At 58.7% G+C, this 16,192-nt stretch carries 20 protein-coding genes and 1 pseudogene; 8 read left to right on the top strand and 13 right to left on the bottom strand.

Going from position 1 to position 16,192, the window contains the following annotated elements; all coding sequences use genetic code 11:
- The 5 genes from GTP55_RS21250 to GTP55_RS21230 all read left to right on the top strand — a co-directional run.
- On the top strand, positions 1-1,026 hold a 1,026-nt coding region (locus tag GTP55_RS21250), incomplete at its 5' end, for a 2-oxo acid dehydrogenase subunit E2 (RefSeq protein ID WP_202423812.1).
- A 6-nt stretch (positions 1,027-1,032) separates the two neighbouring features.
- On the top strand, positions 1,033-2,832 hold the full coding sequence (gene lpdA, locus GTP55_RS21245; protein ID WP_161046839.1) for a dihydrolipoyl dehydrogenase: 1,800 nt from the start codon (positions 1,033-1,035) through the stop codon (positions 2,830-2,832).
- Positions 2,833-2,894: 62 nt separating this feature from the next.
- Entirely contained in the window at positions 2,895-3,278 is a 384-nt protein-coding gene (locus GTP55_RS21240; RefSeq protein ID WP_161046838.1) for a hypothetical protein, read from the top strand.
- A gap of 18 nt (positions 3,279-3,296) precedes the next feature.
- Positions 3,297-3,623, top strand: coding sequence for a TfoX/Sxy family protein (locus GTP55_RS21235; RefSeq protein ID WP_161046837.1), 327 nt, complete (start codon positions 3,297-3,299; stop codon positions 3,621-3,623).
- Between the two features lie 4 nt (positions 3,624-3,627).
- On the top strand, positions 3,628-3,951 hold the full coding sequence (locus tag GTP55_RS21230; protein ID WP_161046836.1) for a hypothetical protein: 324 nt from the start codon (positions 3,628-3,630) through the stop codon (positions 3,949-3,951).
- Between the two features lie 11 nt (positions 3,952-3,962).
- On the opposite strand, the gene GTP55_RS30100 is transcribed toward GTP55_RS21230, so the two are convergent.
- From GTP55_RS30100 to GTP55_RS21185, 9 genes and pseudogenes are all read right to left on the bottom strand, one after another.
- A complete protein-coding gene (locus GTP55_RS30100; RefSeq protein WP_371868390.1) occupies positions 3,963-4,355 on the bottom strand; it encodes a zinc-binding metallopeptidase family protein in 393 nt (130 codons plus the stop codon).
- A gap of 112 nt (positions 4,356-4,467) precedes the next feature.
- Positions 4,468-5,130 (bottom strand): uracil-DNA glycosylase, encoded by a 663-nt coding sequence (locus tag GTP55_RS21220; protein ID WP_161046835.1) that lies wholly within the window; start codon positions 5,128-5,130, stop codon positions 4,468-4,470.
- A 1-nt stretch (position 5,131) separates the two neighbouring features.
- Positions 5,132-6,226: a nucleoside triphosphate pyrophosphohydrolase family protein gene (locus tag GTP55_RS21215; protein WP_161046834.1), complete on the bottom strand. Its 1,095-nt coding sequence runs from the start codon at positions 6,224-6,226 to the stop codon at positions 5,132-5,134.
- Complete coding sequence (locus GTP55_RS21210; RefSeq protein WP_161046833.1) at positions 6,227-6,808, bottom strand: Nmad2 family putative nucleotide modification protein; 582 nt, start codon at positions 6,806-6,808, stop codon at positions 6,227-6,229.
- Between the two features lie 2 nt (positions 6,809-6,810).
- On the bottom strand, positions 6,811-7,257 hold the full coding sequence (locus GTP55_RS21205) for a TIR domain-containing protein (RefSeq protein WP_161046832.1): 447 nt from the start codon (positions 7,255-7,257) through the stop codon (positions 6,811-6,813).
- 397 nt (positions 7,258-7,654) lie between these two features.
- A complete protein-coding gene (locus GTP55_RS21200) occupies positions 7,655-7,843 on the bottom strand; it encodes a PIN domain-containing protein (protein ID WP_161046831.1) in 189 nt (62 codons plus the stop codon).
- Positions 7,844-8,011: 168 nt separating this feature from the next.
- The gene (locus tag GTP55_RS21195; RefSeq protein ID WP_161046830.1) at positions 8,012-8,242 is read right to left on the bottom strand and encodes an AbrB/MazE/SpoVT family DNA-binding domain-containing protein; all 231 of its coding nucleotides are present in this window, start codon (positions 8,240-8,242) and stop codon (positions 8,012-8,014) included.
- A gap of 68 nt (positions 8,243-8,310) precedes the next feature.
- Positions 8,311-9,609 carry a M20/M25/M40 family metallo-hydrolase gene (locus GTP55_RS21190; RefSeq protein WP_161046829.1) on the bottom strand — a complete coding sequence of 433 codons (1,299 nt, stop codon included), beginning with the start codon at positions 9,607-9,609 and terminating at the stop codon, positions 8,311-8,313.
- 22 nt (positions 9,610-9,631) lie between these two features.
- Positions 9,632-10,013: pseudogene (locus tag GTP55_RS21185) on the bottom strand (PACE efflux transporter).
- Positions 10,014-10,187: 174 nt separating this feature from the next.
- On the opposite strand from GTP55_RS21185, the gene GTP55_RS21180 reads away from it, so the two are divergent.
- Positions 10,188-10,853: a thiol:disulfide interchange protein DsbA/DsbL gene (locus GTP55_RS21180; RefSeq protein WP_161046828.1), complete on the top strand. Its 666-nt coding sequence runs from the start codon at positions 10,188-10,190 to the stop codon at positions 10,851-10,853.
- 3 nt (positions 10,854-10,856) lie between these two features.
- Here GTP55_RS21180 and GTP55_RS21175 read toward each other — a convergent pair whose 3' ends face one another.
- The 4 genes from GTP55_RS21175 to GTP55_RS21165 all read right to left on the bottom strand — a co-directional run bounded on the left by GTP55_RS21175 (position 10,857) and on the right by GTP55_RS21165 (position 13,304).
- Entirely contained in the window at positions 10,857-11,369 is a 513-nt protein-coding gene (locus tag GTP55_RS21175) for a GNAT family N-acetyltransferase (RefSeq protein WP_161046827.1), read from the bottom strand.
- Positions 11,366-12,319 (bottom strand): alpha/beta fold hydrolase, encoded by a 954-nt coding sequence (locus tag GTP55_RS21170; protein ID WP_161046826.1) that lies wholly within the window; start codon positions 12,317-12,319, stop codon positions 11,366-11,368. Before GTP55_RS21170 ends, GTP55_RS21175 begins: the two co-directional genes overlap by 4 nt.
- A 12-nt stretch (positions 12,320-12,331) precedes the next feature.
- Entirely contained in the window at positions 12,332-12,514 is a 183-nt protein-coding gene (locus GTP55_RS29620; protein ID WP_202423817.1) for a hypothetical protein, read from the bottom strand.
- Between the two features lie 76 nt (positions 12,515-12,590).
- Positions 12,591-13,304 (bottom strand): TetR/AcrR family transcriptional regulator, encoded by a 714-nt coding sequence (locus tag GTP55_RS21165; RefSeq protein WP_161046825.1) that lies wholly within the window; start codon positions 13,302-13,304, stop codon positions 12,591-12,593.
- Between the two features lie 130 nt (positions 13,305-13,434).
- Between GTP55_RS21165 and GTP55_RS21160 the strand changes: the two genes are divergently transcribed.
- Together GTP55_RS21160 and GTP55_RS21155 are read left to right on the top strand one after the other, a co-directional pair.
- A complete protein-coding gene (locus tag GTP55_RS21160; protein ID WP_161046824.1) occupies positions 13,435-14,559 on the top strand; it encodes an HlyD family secretion protein in 1,125 nt (374 codons plus the stop codon).
- Between the two features lie 10 nt (positions 14,560-14,569).
- A complete protein-coding gene (locus GTP55_RS21155) occupies positions 14,570-16,183 on the top strand; it encodes a DHA2 family efflux MFS transporter permease subunit (protein WP_161046823.1) in 1,614 nt (537 codons plus the stop codon).
- Positions 16,184-16,192 lie beyond the last annotated feature (9 nt).

The raw sequence follows: 16,192 nt of genomic DNA, 5'->3' as shown, positions 1-16,192 counted from the left end.
CCTGCGCCGTCGCCGGTCGCAGCGCCGTCGCCGGCTCCTGCCGCCGCCGCCGCGCCGACCGCATCGCAAGGCTCGGTCGCCACCGGCAAGCTGGCGCACGCCTCGCCGTCGATCCGCAAGTTCGCCCGCGAACTGGGTGTGGACCTGGGCAAAGTGCCAGGTTCCGGTCCTAAAGGCCGCATCACCCAGATCGACGTGCAGAACTACGTCAAGGGCGTGATCGCCGGTACCGTCGCTGCACCCTCGGGCGCCGCTGGTGGCGCCGTCGGTGGCGGTGGTAACTTCAGCGTGCTGCCATGGCCTTCGCTGGACTTCAGCAAATTCGGCGAGACCGAACTGCTGCCGCTGTCGCGCATCAAGAAGATCTCCGGTCCTAACCTGCATCGCAACTGGGTGCAGATCCCGCACGTCACGCAGTTCGACGACGCCGACATCACCGACCTGGAAGCCTTCCGCGTTGAGTCGAACGCCGCTACCGCCAAGAACAAGGACGCCACCAAGCTGACCATGCTGGCCTTCGTGATCAAGGCATCGGTCGCCGCGCTGAAGAAATTCCCGACCTTCAATTCGTCGCTGGACGAAAAGGGCGAGAACCTGATTCTGAAGAAGTACTACAACATCGGCTTCGCCGCCGACACGCCGAATGGCCTGGTGGTCCCGGTGATCAAAAACGCCGACCAGAAATCGGTCACGCAGATCGCCAAAGAGATGACCGAGCTGTCGCTGCAGGCGCGCGAAGGCAAGCTGAAACCGACCGACATGCAAGGCGCGACCTTCACCATCTCGTCGCTGGGCGGCATCGGCGGCACGCACTTCACGCCGATCGTCAACGCGCCGGAAGTGGCGATCCTCGGCTTGTCCAAGGCGTCGCTCAAGCCGGTGTGGGATGGCAAGGCGTTCCAGCCTCGCCTGCTGATGGGTACCTCGCTGTCCTACGATCACCGTGTGGTCGATGGCGCGATGGGCGCGCGCTTCTCCGTGTACCTGAGCGAAGTGCTCGGCGACATGCGTAAAATTCTGCTGTAAGGAGCCATGATGAGCACAGAAGTAAAAGTGCCGAATATCGGCGACTTCGCGGAAGTAGAAGTAATCGAAGTGATGGTCAAGGTGGGCGACACGATCAAGGTCGATCAGTCGCTGATTACCGTGGAATCGGACAAGGCCAGCATGGAAATCCCATCGTCGCACAGCGGCGTGGTGAAGGAAGTGCGCGTCAAGGTTGGCGACAAGGTCAAGGAAGGCGTGGCGCTGCTGGTGGTTGAAGCCACCGAAGGTGCCGCCGCTCCTACGCCAGCCGCCGCTGCGCCAGCGCCTGCCGCCGCCGCACCTGCGCCGGCACCAGCTGCCGCTGTTGCTGCCCCTGCCGCACCGATCGCCGCGCCAGCCGGTAGCAGCTACACCGGCCAGGTCGACATCGACTGCGACATGATGGTGCTGGGTTCCGGCCCTGGCGGCTACTCGGCTGCGTTCCGCGCATCGGACCTGGGCCTGAACACCGTGCTGGTCGAGCGTTACGACGTGCTAGGTGGCGTGTGCCTGAACGTGGGTTGCATCCCATCGAAAGCACTGCTGCACGTGGCCGCCGTGATCGACGAAACCTCGCACATGGCCAAGACCGGCGTGACCTTCGCCAAGCCGACCATCGACATCGACCAGGTGCGCAAGCACAAGGAAAGCGTCATCAAGAACATGACCAACGGTCTGGCCGGCATGGCCAAGGCACGCAAGACGCAGGTTGTCACCGGCGTCGGCCAGTTCCTGAGCGCGAACCATATCGAAGTCACCGCCAACGACGGCACCAGGAAAGTGGTGCAGTTCAAGCAGGCCATCATCGCCGCCGGTTCGTCGGTAGTGAAGCTGCCGTTCGTGCCGGAAGATCCGCGCATCGTCGATTCGACCGGCGCGCTGGAACTGCGTCAGATCCCGAAACGCATGCTGGTCATCGGCGGCGGCATCATCGGCCTGGAAATGGCTACCGTCTACTCCACCTTCGGCGCGCGCATCGACGTGGTCGAAATGATGGACGGCCTGATGCAAGGCGCCGACCGCGATGCGGTCAAGGTCTGGCAGAAGTACAACGAAGCCCGCTTCGACAACATCATGACCAAGACCAAAACCGTCGGCGTGGAAGCGCTGCCGGAAGGGATCAAGGTCACCTTCGAAGCAGCGGAAGCCGGTGCGCCGTCGCCTGCGCCACAGGTCTACGACCTGGTGCTGGTGGCCGTTGGCCGCAGCCCGAACGGCAAGAAGATCTCCGCCGACAAGGCTGGCGTGGTGGTGACCGACCGTGGCTTCATCCCGGTTGACAGCCAGATGCGCACCAACGTGCCGAACATCTTCGCCATCGGCGACCTGGTGGGCCAGCCGATGCTGGCGCACAAGGCGGTGCACGAAGGTCATGTGGCGGCGGAAGCCGCAGCGGGCCAGAAGTCGCACTTCGATGTGAAGGTGATTCCATCGGTGGCCTACACCGATCCGGAAGTGGCGTGGGTCGGCGTGACCGAAGACGAAGCGAAAGCCAAGGGTATCAAGGTCGAGAAGGGCCACTTCCCTTGGGCAGCGAGCGGCCGCGCCGTGGCCAATGGCCGCGCCGAAGGTTTCACCAAGCTGCTGTTCGACGCTGAAACGCACCGCATCATCGGCGGCACCATGGTCGGCACGCACGCCGGCGACATGATCGGCGAAATCGCGCTGGCCATCGAAATGGGCGCCGACGGCACCGACATCGGCAAGACGATCCACCCGCATCCAACGCTGGGCGAATCGATCGGCATGGCCGCCGAAGTCTACGAAGGCGTCTGCACCGACCTGCCGCCACCGCGCAAGCGCTAAGCAGGTAGTGGCAACAGAAAACCGGGACATGCTCCCGGTTTTTTTATTTGTGAGGTTTGACCATGAGCTCTTTTTCTTTTTTGTTTCTGCTGCTGATCGTGGCGCTGTACGCCGGCAGCGTCAAGCTGGCGGCCTTGCTGTACAAGCGCGCCCGTTTGAGCTGGCGCGACGCCAGCATCTTCAGCCTGATTTTATTGCTTTTGTTGGGTGCAGGCATGCTGCTCAACCGCTTGTCCGGCGATGTGATTCCTGACTTGGTGGCGGTTGCGGCCAGCGTAGTGATCCAGGTGGGCATTGGCGCCTGGTATCTCGCTGCGCGCGCCCGTACGCTGGACGGCAAGCCGGTAGGCAGCAAAGGCGCCGCCATGCTGTCGCTGATCGCCTACGGCCTGCTGGTGCCGCTGGTGATGGTGTGGGCGGTGATGCATTCGGCGATGATGCACTGATTTCTATCGGAGACGCGCATGGCCGCAAATGTTGAATTTGTACGCTACATCGAAGAACTGCTGGCGCCATTGGGCTCTTTGACAACGGGCCCGTTTTTCGGCGGCCGCGCGCTCAAATATCACGGCCGGCAATTCGCCTGGATCATCGGCAGCACGCTGTACCTGCGCGTGGGCGATACGACCCGCGCCGACTTTGAAGCAGAAGGCGCGCAGCCCTTCAAGTACACCACCAAAAAGGGCGAAGTCACTGTCCGCAAGTTCTACACCGCCCCGGAATTCCTGCTCGACGATCCCGGCCAACTTCTGCATTGGTCGCGCCGCGCCATCGACGCCGCTGCGGACTAAAACCATGAAAACTGTTTGCACCGCGCTTCTTCTTGCTGCGTTATGCGCCATTGCTCATGCGGATGCCGATATCGATACTGCACGCAAACTGGCTGCAATGAAGTCCCTGGCTTTGTCGCCTGAGCGTATCTCGCCGGAGCAGGTAGCGAAGGCGCTGGATGTGAAGCTGGAGAAAACGTGCGGAGAGGCGACCGCGCTCGGGGCGGGTCCCTACATCCCCGTCCGCACCTACCAGTTTGTTTTTCCCGGCCACAGCGACAGTGAAATGTATTTGCGCGTGGTTCAAACCGGAGACTGCATCACCACCGTGGATTTGATCAGGAATTAGCTTCAATAAAATCAGCGCGTCAGGCGATACAGCAGGATGGCGGTGCGGATGGTGGCGCGTTCGATGGAGGCGATTTCCAGGTCCTCGTCGGGCGAGTGGGCGCCGTTTCCGGTGGCACCCAGGCCGTCCAGCGAATCGAGCAGCGGGGCGACGAACTGGATGTCGCCGGCGCCGCGCTGGCCTGGCGGCAGGGCGGGGATTTCGCCCAGGCCGGCGTCCTGGCTGGCCTGCGAGTAGACCTTCAGCACCGCCAAGTTGCCGGCGGTCGGCGACATCGGCGGGTAGGCGTCGCGGAAGCTGATGCTGGCGCTGGTGCCCGGCAGGTTCTGGGCGACAATGGCCTTCATTTTCGCGTGCGCGCGGTCGCGCTGTTCGTAGGTCAGGTAGCGCAGGTCGCCTTCCACGGTGGCGCTGCGCGAGATGACGTTGGTTTTGCCAGCCGCATGGCCGGTTGTGCTAAGCGCGCTGATGCAGGGTTTAGTTTTGGGATAAATGCATCTAAATTTAATATCAATACTAAAAAAGGTTGCACTGTTTTTCTGGCGGAGAAACTCCATATATTTCAAGAATTTGCGAAAGAAATATGTTTTGCCCTCCATAGCTCGGATGTCTTATTTTCAATATCTCAATATTGCCGCCGACTTTCATTGCTGATGATGCTGCATCATTTCCAATCGCAATTAATCTTTTTGGTTTGATTACGGAAATTAAATTGGCCAATATTTCCTCGCCGATTTTCCTTTCTGCGGAGTTGTGGGATCGATTAGTAAAGGGATCATGTGGCTCAAATGGATGTAATGGGAAAACATTCCAAAGAAATATTTTTTCTGGAATCTGATTTAATACACTCCAAATGACTGCCGCAGTGCGTTCAGTAACAGGTGGCCCTATGGTTACTGGCTCATATTCAATACCCCATCTCTGAGTATGAGATTTAACATTTACATCATCTGTCAATGCTAAACCCGTACGTCTTCCCCCGCGATGTCCAAGATCTCTACCGATCCAAAGTGAATCCACTTCGCTATACTCAGCTTTTTTTAAAAGCAAATGCAAAATTTTTTTTCTGGTTTTATCCGCATTTTTTATATCGAATTTCTCGCATACTTCTGAGTAAGGATTAAAAGTATTGGCAACGCTTAACGACGCTAGCGAGTTAATAAATTCATTAGACTTCATTTTACCTCCGAAATTCTATTGTACGCCTTCCTCTGTCTCCTAAGATGGTTCCACTTTTATGAGCTTTTAATTCTCTAAAAACCGCATAACCATCTAGAATAGATTTTTCCCATAAAGAGACAGGGCAATTCTCAACTTCATAGCCTTTTACAAATTGCTTAATTGACTTTAAAATGTCAAATGAAATGCTAGTTCTATTTGCAAAAAAATCTACTTCTTTCGCATAAGAGAAGATCCATGCAGTTAAACCTTCTTCTATGACTATGGCACGACCGCCATCTTCAGCTTCATCAATTCTCGAGTCACTTTTTCTTTTGTGACGAATTAAAGATCTAAAAGTTGGAGACCAATGTAAGATGGCTGCATTCGCCATGTGAAAAACGTCATGAAATCTATACCCATCCTCTACTGAGATGTTATCTGTCAAAGGATCGCCAATGAAGACGTCATTTAACTTCATATATGATTTACCATTTGACCGTTGTATAATTTTTATTTCGAAATTTTCTGGTAATCTCTCGTCACTATCAAAATTTCTATCAAAATTTGGAAGGCGATTTATGTCGAGTTCTGAAAATCTTCCCTCACTTTTTTGAAGATTAAATGATAAAACAGACGAAAATTTTATTTCAGTAGCGGCAACTATACTTAAAAAATAACGGAAGAATTCCTGAAGAGCCATCTTCGCATCAATTTTCTTATCAAGTTCGACATGTAATAGTTTGGCGGCAGCGCTACCCAAAAGTTGAAGTGTTGCTGGAAAATTAGCAGTTTCAACGATTGGGGCATGTGCTAGCGGACTAGAATATAGATCGGTAGCTAATATATTACTATTTCCGGCTTTGAAATCTTCAAAACTCACAATTTCGCTAAATTCTAATCCCAAACGATCGGTTAGTCTACAAAAATACCATAGTGCGTCGCCGAGCTCCTCAGTTAAGTGGGGAATATAATCAAAAGAGTTGCCTTCTCGGCTTTTCTTTTTTGCAGTAGTTAATATACTTCCAACTTCGCCAAAAAGCCCTAATTTCACATCGGTGATATCATTTAACTTATCTAAAGCCTTTAATTTAAAAAAATATTCTTCAATATTCATTTATACCCCCCAATCTATTGGCAGGCCTTGAACGCCACTTGGAAGAGTTTTTAACCATTCGATTATTTTTAATTTTTGTAGATTGTTGAAATCACTTTTATGCCCAGGTCCAATTTTCTTAATTAATCTGAGATCTTCAGGTATTGGGATACTTTCACGTCCCCAGTAGCTAAAATTTTTCGCTATAAGGACATTTAACCCTGATGTATCTTTATCGATATTTTCCTTAACTGGAGTTCCATCATAATTTGTATGGTGGGAATCTTCCTGTACCCAGTTTTGTTTTGAATCTTTATGATAAATATTATCACCAAAAGCATGTTTTATGCTTGCCGAAAAATTTGGCTTTTTTTCTATAAACCGTGGATCTTGCCAGTACTGCTCGAAAGTACATATTTCACTTATTTCTAAGAAAAAAACCAATTCATAATCTTTGGGAGATGCTCTAGTACCAATTACTATATCCCCTACTTGAGCTGTGCGACGTATTATAGGTTTGCATGTCGCAAGAGTACAGTAATCAAAAAAAGGATTCGGAGCAAAACCAAAGTCTCGTGCCACCACGTAAGAATGAATTTTCATAATTAGCCACAAATATGTTTTTTTATAGATCTTTTTTCAATTGTTTCTCCATTGGGATCTATCCAAATACTAGGCTTTTGTCTAATAATATCAATTAAATCGCTTGGATAGTTTGTAACGAAGTCACCGCTTTTCACCATGCAAGGCGTAATATCTTCAACATGAGCTCCTGAGTCCCATATGCCAAGTACTTTAATTCCTTTGGCAGTGGCAGACTGTATTGCATAACAAATACAATCATCATTTTTTGTTTTGTTCGAAAGAGTGATAACGACCAGGGAGACATTATTTAATGCTGAATCTATTAAAATTTTTTGATTGCAAGGAGCACCATTCATTGGATTTAATGAAAGCTCCTTAATATTAAAGGCTTTTTTTAGGTCCGCCAGAATTTGTGCATGATGGGAATGCTGAGACGGAAGAGAAATTATGAGTGCCGTTTGTAACATGCTTTTTTCCTTGGAGGTATGGGTGAATGCATCCAAGGAATATTATGACTATTTTTTAAAGTGCAAAACTATCCAATAGTCACATTTGTAAGACTAGTGATTTATTGATAAAGCCCTAGTCGAACGTTGTGCAGAACATGAACACGAGGTGTGACAGCAAGCTATAGCCGATAGGCTAGCGTTCACGTCTCCCAATATGGAGATCGATTCGTTGTGTTCTTCGTACTTTATGCCACTCAAACACGCCATACCGGGCGGAGGTACCAAATGCATCCCCCGGTAACCCTGATGAAACTTGCTTCCCGCAATGACAAAGAGCTAACGTCTCAATGTAACATCGCCTCTCGCGGCATTAGACCAATGTCGCCGTTTGAAGAGATAATTTTTGATCGTCGAACTAGATCTTCCTGTCGCAGTTTTGATAGCTGGCGTGATGCAGCGCATCGGTGAATGCAATTCCCCGCGCGTAGTTCGTTATGGCGTGAGTGATGGCGGGCCGATCTTCTATCGTCAAGTGGGCCACGCTCACCATGTGATGCAACGTGGCGAGAATTGCTGCGCGCTCCAGGTGGTAGTTATTTCGCATCAGCCACTCTCGTTCGAGGATGACCGTCTTGCAGACAGCTAGCGGTTGGCCGGAATCGATCAGGCGTTGTGCTAATGGACGCTACAGTTTTGCTTCTGCATCGGTGTGATCATCGATGTAGTAGCGTGCCAGCACGTTGGTGTCGAGCCCGATCATGGTGGATGGCCATCAGAGTCCAACGTGAGGGTCGACGGAAGGCACATCACTTTTGATCATGCCGAAACCGCTGACCGGCTTGGTGTTGGATTCGGGAAGTTGGGTACCTACGATGCGCATCTCAAGCTGGTAGCCATTCATCACGCAGCAAACCTCGGCGCCGGGCTTGATGCCGTAGCGTTTTCTTATTTCTGCTGGAATCGTGACGGTCCCATCAGCATTGACTGTCGTTGTGGTTTCCATGGCTGTCTCCTGAATGATTCAGCCATGGTAGCACCCAGTATTTCAGCAGAGTTTGATCTATCCCCGGCTCAACGCGTCAGACGATACAGCAGGATGGCGATGCGGACGGTGGCGCGTTCGATGGAGGCGATTTCCAGGTCTTCGTCGGGCGAGTGGGCGCCGTTGCCGGTGGCGCCCAAGCCGTCCAGCGAATCGAGCAGCGGGGCGACGAACTGGATGTCGCCGGCGCCGCGCTGGCCTGGCGGCAGGGCGGGGATCTCGCCCAGGCCGGCGTCCTGGCTGGCCTGCGAATAGGCCTTCAGCACCGCCAGGTTGCCGGCGGTCGGCGACATCGGCGGGTAGGCGTCGCGGAAGCTGATGCTGGCGCTGGTGCCCGGCAGGTTCTGGGCGACGATGGCCTTCATTTTCGCGTGCGCGCGGTCGCGCTGTTCGTAGGTCAGGTAGCGCAGGTCGCCCTCCACGGTGGCGCTGCGCGCGATGACGTTGCTCTTGCCGGCCGCCTGTCCGGTGGTGCCGAGCGCGTTGGTGGTGGTGTCGGTGCCGCCGACGATCAGGCCGGGGCTGAAGGTCAGGTCGGGTTCAATCACCTGCTGGCGGAAGCCGTCGAGGATGCGCGCTGCTTCGTAGATGGCGCCATAGCCGGCGCTCTCGCTGAAGATGCCGCTGGAGTGGCCCTGTTTGCCGCTGACTTTCAATTCCCACGATGACGACGAGCGGCGGCCGATGGTGCCGGTATCGCGGCCGCTCTTGTCGCGCACCGTGGCCTCGAAGGCCAGGGCGATGTCGCTGCGCTTGGCGGCGTTGACCATGTCGGCGCGCGAGACGGCAATCGGTTCGCCGGCATTCTCTTCATCGCCGCTGAAGACGATGGTGATATTGGTGTTGTCCAGCGCACCCACGCGCTGCAAGGCGCGCAGCGCTTCGACGATGATCACGTCGCCGCCCTTCATATCGTTGACGCCCTGGCCGCGTACGCGGTCGCCATTGCGCTGCCACAGCTGCACCGTGCTGTCCTTTTCAAATACCGTGTCCAGATGGCCGATCAGCAGCAGGCGCTTGCCTTGCTTGCCCTCGCGCGTGGCGATCAAATGGCCGGCGCGCTGCATCGCGGCCGGCATGTCCGACCAGCGCGTGGCAAAGCCCAGTTGCGCGAACTGCTCGCCAAACAGCTTGCCGACCGCGCGCACGCCGTCGTGGTTCATGGTGCCGCTGTTGATGTTGACCGAGCGTTCCAGCAGTTCCAGTCCCTGCGGCGCATGGGCTTTCACTTCGGCGACGATTTTCTGCTCGGTGGGGGAGAGTGCGTCGGCATGCGCCGCGCCGAAGGTCAGGGCCAGGACTGCGACAGCAAGCGGATGCAACTTCATAGGGTCTCCAGTGGTTGGTGGCTTAGCCTTGCGCCGATGCGGGCAGGCCGAAAATGCGGTCGAACGTGAGGCTGAAAATATACGTATATACCATAAAGAGCAGCAGCAGGCCGAGATTCAGCACCAGCGCGTCCCACAGCGAAATGCGCAGCCACCAGGCGAATAGCGGCACCAGCATCACCACCAGTCCACCCTCGAAGCCGATCGTATGGACGACGCGGCGCTTCCAGTTGCGGCCGCGCGTGACCTGGCGCGCTTCCCACGCTTCAAACGCCGAGTTGAACACGAAGTGCCAGACGAAGGCGACGCTCGACGACGCCGAACTTCAGCAGGCTGCTGGTCAGGCCGATGGCGATCAGTTCAAACAGGGATGCGTAGACCACTTTGCGTTTCATGCCTTGCATGGTATTTCCTTGATTCAGATAACAACGCGCCGCAGGACGCCTTGCAGCGCATGCTGCACGACGGCCGGCCTGGGCGCGGCGCGGCTGATCGCGCTGATGCAGGATATGGCCGGTTTGGAAGCGCGTCCGCCACAGAAGTGATAATCTGCTGTCTTTGCTCTTTTGAGGATGATCATGCGTTTGTTGAAGATGGCCCTGGTGGTCGCCGGCCTGTGCGCCGCCACTGCGTTTGCTTCGCCGACCGCGCCGCGGAACGGCGCCGAATACACCACCCTGAAAGCCCCGCAGCCGGTGCAGGCGCAGGGCCAGAAGGTCGAGGTGATCGAGTTCTTCATGTATCACTGCCCGGCGTGCTACGCGCTGGAGCCCGACATGCTGGCCTGGGTCAAGAAGCAGGGCGACAACATCGTGTTCCGCCGCATCCACCTGCCGCTGACCGGCGAGAACGATCCGGAAGCGCATATGTTCCTGACGCTGGAAGCGATGAAGCTGGAAGAGCAGCTGCACGCCAGGATCCTCAGCACCTGGCACGTCGAGCGCCGCCGCCTGAACAGCGACGAGGCGAATATCGACTGGGCGGTCAAGAACGGCATCGACAAGCAGAAGTTCACCGCCATGTACACTTCGTTCGCGGTGATGACGCGCCTGAAAAACGCCGGCCGCGTGGCCAGCACGTATGAAGTCAACAGCACGCCGACGCTGGTGGTGGATGGCCGCTACGTTACCAATCCGACCATGGTCGACGCCAGCAATCCGGGCACGCCGCGCCAGCAGCTGAACGCGGCGACGCTGCAGGTGCTCGATGCGCTGGTGGCGCAGGCGCGCGCCGGCAAGAAGTAAGCTCTACAGGTGGCACTGGTACAGGTGGGAGGCGTGACCGACGCCGTTCACCTGGCTGACCACCGGTGCGGCCAGCGCGTCGCGCGTGAAGCCGCATTTCTCCACCACCCGCCGCGAGCCCAGATTCTGCGGCGAGATCCAGGCGTTCAGGATGCGCAGCCCGTAGCGCGTCCGCGCCAACGCCATCAAATGCTGCAACGCCTGGCTGCCCAGTCCCTGGCGCGCCTGCGCCTGGCCGATGCGGTAGCCCACCTCGCCGCTGCCGGCGGCGTGGTCGATCTGGCGCAGGTTGGCGCGGCCGATGATGGCGGCGCCGTCGTCGCTGGTCAGTACGCACGGATGCATGGCGCCGGCCTGGTAGCTGTCCAGGTAGTCGGCGATGTGGGCGGCGACGCCGGCTGCTGAATAAAAGTTGGCGTCGCGCGCTTCGACATGCTGCTCGAACCAGGCGCGGTTGGCGGTTTCAAACGCCAGCAGGCGGTCGACGTCGTCGGCTTGCAGGGTGCGGATGTTCATGGATGGGCCGCCAGGTAAGTCAGCATGTCGTGGTTGAATAAGGCCGCCTGCTCCATCTGCGGCAGGTGGCCGGACTGGTCGATCTCGCGGTATACAGTCGACGGAATCGCGTTGCGGATATGCGCCGCTTGCGCCACCGGAATAGTCGGATCCTGCTTGCCCCACACCAGGTGCACCGGCGTGCCGGCGCGGGCGATGGCGGCGTAGATGCCGTCAAAATCCTCGCGCGCCAGCGCCACCCGCGAGCGGTACAGCGCGCGGCCGAAGCCGTGGTACTGCATCTGCTGGCGGTAGCGGTCGGCCCAGCCGGGGAATTGTTCGGGATGCAGGAAGTCGCTGCTCTGGTGGTCCGCCATGCCGGGCACGGCGCCGGTCTGGAACAGGTAGGGGCCGAGCAGCGGCGTGGTCATCTGCCAGCCCAGCTGGGGGGCGCTGTTGGACGGATCGACCAGGTTCAGCGTGCGGATGCGTTGCGGGTGGGTGGAGGCATAGTGCGCGCTGACGTAGCCGCCGAACGACAGGCCGAACAAATCGATCTTGCCGTCCACCTTGAGCGCGGCCAGCAGCTGGTCCAGCTGGCGGTCGTAGAAGGCGCGGTCGTAGAAGGCGCCGTCGTAGGCGGCGTCCGGCCGGTCCGACAGGCCGCGGCCGTACAGGTCGTAGCGGATCACGCGGTAGCCGGCGTCACGCAGCGCGGCAAAGGTCGGGTCCCAGATGTAGGACGGCACCGAAAAGCCGTGCACCAGCACTGCCACCCGGCCGTTGTCCGGGCCGGCCACTTCATAATGGGTGACGCCGTCGCCCAGCGTGAGGTAATCGCCGGGCGCCTGGGCGTCGCGGCGCGCCACGGTATTGAGCGTCTGCGATTCGGGATTGCGGATGTAGTAATAGCCGGCGGCGCCCACGCCGGCCAGCACCAGAACCAGCACGACCAGGCGCAGCGCTTTCATGTCCGGCGACGCCTAGTTGACCGTAAAGCGGGCCGGGATTTCGATGCCGCCGCTGCGCGCCGCTTCCGCGTACGCCTGCAGTTCAACGATCACCGCTTCCAGCTGTTCCTGGCCGGGGTTGGCCTGGAAGGTCTTGATGCGCTCATTCATGAGCGTGATTTGCTTGCTCCAGTCCAGACGATTCATTTTGCTCATGTGCGCTCCGGTATTCAAAAAACCAGTATAGAACAAAAGGCAAATTTCGGGCGTCTTTTGATGTGCGCTAGCGAACTTAGCGCAGCACGCCGCGCAGGAACAGGTCCAGCCCCTCGCTGGCCTGCCGGCGCAGTTCGTCCCGGCTGGCCGGCTGCTCGGCCGGGAACAGCAGGCGCGCCATGTGGTCGCCCATCAGGCAGTTGATCAGGAACACCGGCAGCAGGTCGGGGCGCAGGTCCGGCCGCAGCTGCGCCTGGACGTCGGCCCGGGCGAAGAAGCGGCCCAGCTCCTGGCGCGTGCGCAGCGGGCCGGCCTCGAAAAAGGCGGCCGCCAGTTCCGGCGTGCTCTTGGCTTCGGCCACCACCATGCGGTGCAGGCTGGTGAAGGTCGGCAGCGAGATCAGCTCCAGGAAGCGCACGGCGAAGTCGGCCAGGATTTGCTGCATCGGGCGCGGATCGGTTTGCATGTCGGCCACGCCGGCCATGTAGTTGGCGCGGCCGTCGGTGATGATGGCTTCCAGCAGGCCGACCTTGCCGCCGAATTTGACGTAGATGGTGCGCACCGCCACATGGGCTTCGCGGGCGATCATTTCCAGGCTGACCTTGCTGTAGCCTTTTTCCAGGAATAGCTGGCCGGCGGTGTGCAGCAGGGCGGCGCGACGGGCGGCCTTGTCGGCGGCGCGCGGGCGGCCGGCGGCCTTGCCGAAGCACGGCGAATCGGGGGAGTACTGGCCTTCCGGACAATCTTGCTCGTCCAGTACGGCGGCCTCGGTGGGGGCGGTGGTATTCATGGCGGTCGAATGATAGCGAATGCCGCCATGCTAGTCCAAAAAAAAATGAAATGCAACCGTTTCATTTCTTGACTTTGCGCAGAAACCCGCCATAATGCTCCCATCTCATTTCATTTTCTCGGAGCTGTCCATGTCCACCCAAGAACAAAAAATCAGTGCCGTTCCTCCAGCGGCAGCACCAGCCGCCCCGGCCGCGCCAGCGGCGCAGGGCCCGAACCGCCGCGTGCTGATCGTGGCCGCCATCGTCGCGCTGGCCGCGATCGGTGTCGGTGGACGCATGTGGTACCGCAGCCATTACTATGTCGAGACCGACAATGCCTATGTGGCCGGCCATGTGACGCCGGTGTCGTCGCGCATCGCCGGTGTGGTGACCAAGGTGCTGATCGATGATAACCAGCTGGTCAAGGAAGGCGACGTCATCGCCGAGCTGGACCCGTTTGACCAGGGCGTGCGCGTCGAGCAGATCCAGGCGCAGATCGCCTCGGCCAAGCAGCAGGTGGTGCAGGCCGACGCCCAGATCGTGCAGGTGCAGGCGCAAGCCAGCGCCGCCGCCGCGCAAGTGGCGCAGTCGCAGGCGCAACTGGTGCGCGCCAACCAGGACGCCGAGCGCTTCGGCCAGCTGTACAACAGCCAGATGAAAGCCGTGTCGAAGTCGGAGCTGGACGCCGCCGTAGCCGCCCGCGCCAGCGCCGTGGCCGATGTGGCCGCGCGCAAGGACAGCACCGCTGCCGCCAAGGCCCAGATCGAGTCGGCCAAGTCGGCGCGCGATGTGGCGCAGGCGCAGGTCGCCGTGCTGCAGGTGCAGCTGAAAGACGCGCAGCAGCAGCTGGCGTACAACAAGATCCTGGCGCCGGTGTCGGGCCGGATCGGCAAGCGCACCATCGAAGTCGGCCAGCGCGTGCAGCCGGGCCAGCAGCTGACCGCCATCGTGCAGGAAAACGTCTGGCTGACCGCCAACTTCAAGGAAACCCAGCTGGCCGAACTGAAGCCGGGCCAGGAAGTCAAAGTCAGCGTCGATGCGCTGCCGGGCAAGGAACTGATCGGCAAGGTCGACAGCTTCTCGCCAGCCTCGGGCGCGCAGTTCGCGCTGCTGCCGGCCGATAACGCCACCGGCAACTTCACCAAGATCGTCCAGCGCGTGCCGGTCAAGATCACCTTCAAGCCGGAAGACGTCAAGGCCCTGAGCGGCCGTCTGGTGCCGGGCATGTCGGCGATCGCCGAAGTGTCGCTGAAGTCCGACCACGCCGCCCGCTAAGGAGCGCGTCATGGCTAGCACCACAATCGATACGCCGGCCGGCGGGAAGGCTGCCGCCCCGGCCGCGCCGAGCGAAAAGGTCTCCGGCCGCACCTGGCTGGCGGTGGCCGCCGGCATGTTGGGCGCCTTCATGGCGGTGCTCGACATCCAGATCACCAACTCGTCGCTGAAGGACATCCTCGGCGCGCTGTCCGCCACCCAGGAAGAGGGCTCGTGGATCGCCACCGCCTACCTGGTGGCGGAAATCATCGTCATTCCGATGACCGGCCTGTTCGTGCGCGTGTTCGGCATGCGCGCCTACATGATCGGCACCACCACGCTGTTCCTCGGCTTCTCGACGCTGTGCGGCTTCGCCTGGAACCTGCCGAGCATGATCGCCTTCCGCATGCTGCAGGGCTTTACCGGCGGCGCGCTGATTCCGATGGCGATGACGCTGGTGATGGCCAAGCTGCCGCCGTCCAAGCGCGCCACCGGCATGGCCATCTTCGGCCTGACCGCCACGCTGGCGCCGTCGATGGGGCCGACGCTGGGCGGCTACCTGAGCGACCTGTATGGCTGGCCGTCGATCTTCTTCATCAACTGGGTGCCTGGTTTGCTGCTGATCGGGGGTATCGCCGTCGGCCTGGATAAAGACAAGCGCAACCTGTCGGCCCTGCTGGGCGCCGACTGGCTGGGCATCGCCTTCATGGCCGTCGGCCTGGGCAGCCTGACCGTGTTCCTGGAAGAGGGCAATACCAAGGACTGGTTCGACTCGCCGTTCATCAACACCTTTGCCGCGCTGGCCGTGGTCGGCCTGCTGGGCTGGGTGGTCAACAGCACCTTGCGCAAGCAGCCGTTTGTGAACCTGGGCCTGTATGGCCAGCGCAACTTCGCCGCCGCCACCGCGCTGTCGATGGCGATGGGCATGGGCCTGTACGGTTCGGCGTTCATCCTGCCGCTGTTCCTGGCGCAGATTCCAGGCTACTCGCCGATGCAGATCGGTGAAGTGATCATGTGGGCCGGCTTGCCGCAGCTGTTCATCATGCCGTTCGTGGCCAAGCTGTCGTCCAAGATCGACAACCGCGTGCTGTGCACCTTCGGCCTGCTGCTGTTCGGCGGTTCGTGCCTGATGAACTCCTATATGGACGCCACCACCGGCTACGACCAGCTGCTGCTGTCGCAGATCGTGCGCGCGCTGGGCCAGCCGTTCGTGATGCTGACCCTGTCGAACTTCGCGATGAACGGCATCCCGCCCAAGGATATTCCATCGGCGTCGAGCCTGATCAACATGACCCGTAACCTGGGCGGTTCGATCGGCATCGCGCTGCTGGCCACCGCGCTGACCAACCGCGAACACTTCCACTCGGCCCGCATCGGCGAGTCGGTCAGCAATTACGCGCTGACCACGCAGGAGCGCCTGTCGACGCTGACGTCGTCGTTCATCAATAACGGCTTCGATAGTGCCACCGCGGCCGACATGGCGCTCAAGGCGGTGGACGGCATCGTGCGGCGCGAGGCGTATGTGATGGCCTATAACGACGGCTTCTTCCTGGTGGCGATGGTGCTGTTTGGCTGCATCGGCGTGCTGTGGTTCTCGGACAAAGTCAAAGCCCCTGGCGGCGGCGGTGGCGGCGGCGCGCACTAATAACGCCGT

This window comes from Duganella margarita, from assembly GCF_009857535.1.
GTDB lineage: Bacteria > Pseudomonadota > Gammaproteobacteria > Burkholderiales > Burkholderiaceae_D > Rugamonas > Rugamonas margarita.
The sequence above is the reverse complement of the archived record's forward strand: the minus strand, read 5'-3'. Positions and strand labels throughout refer to the sequence as shown.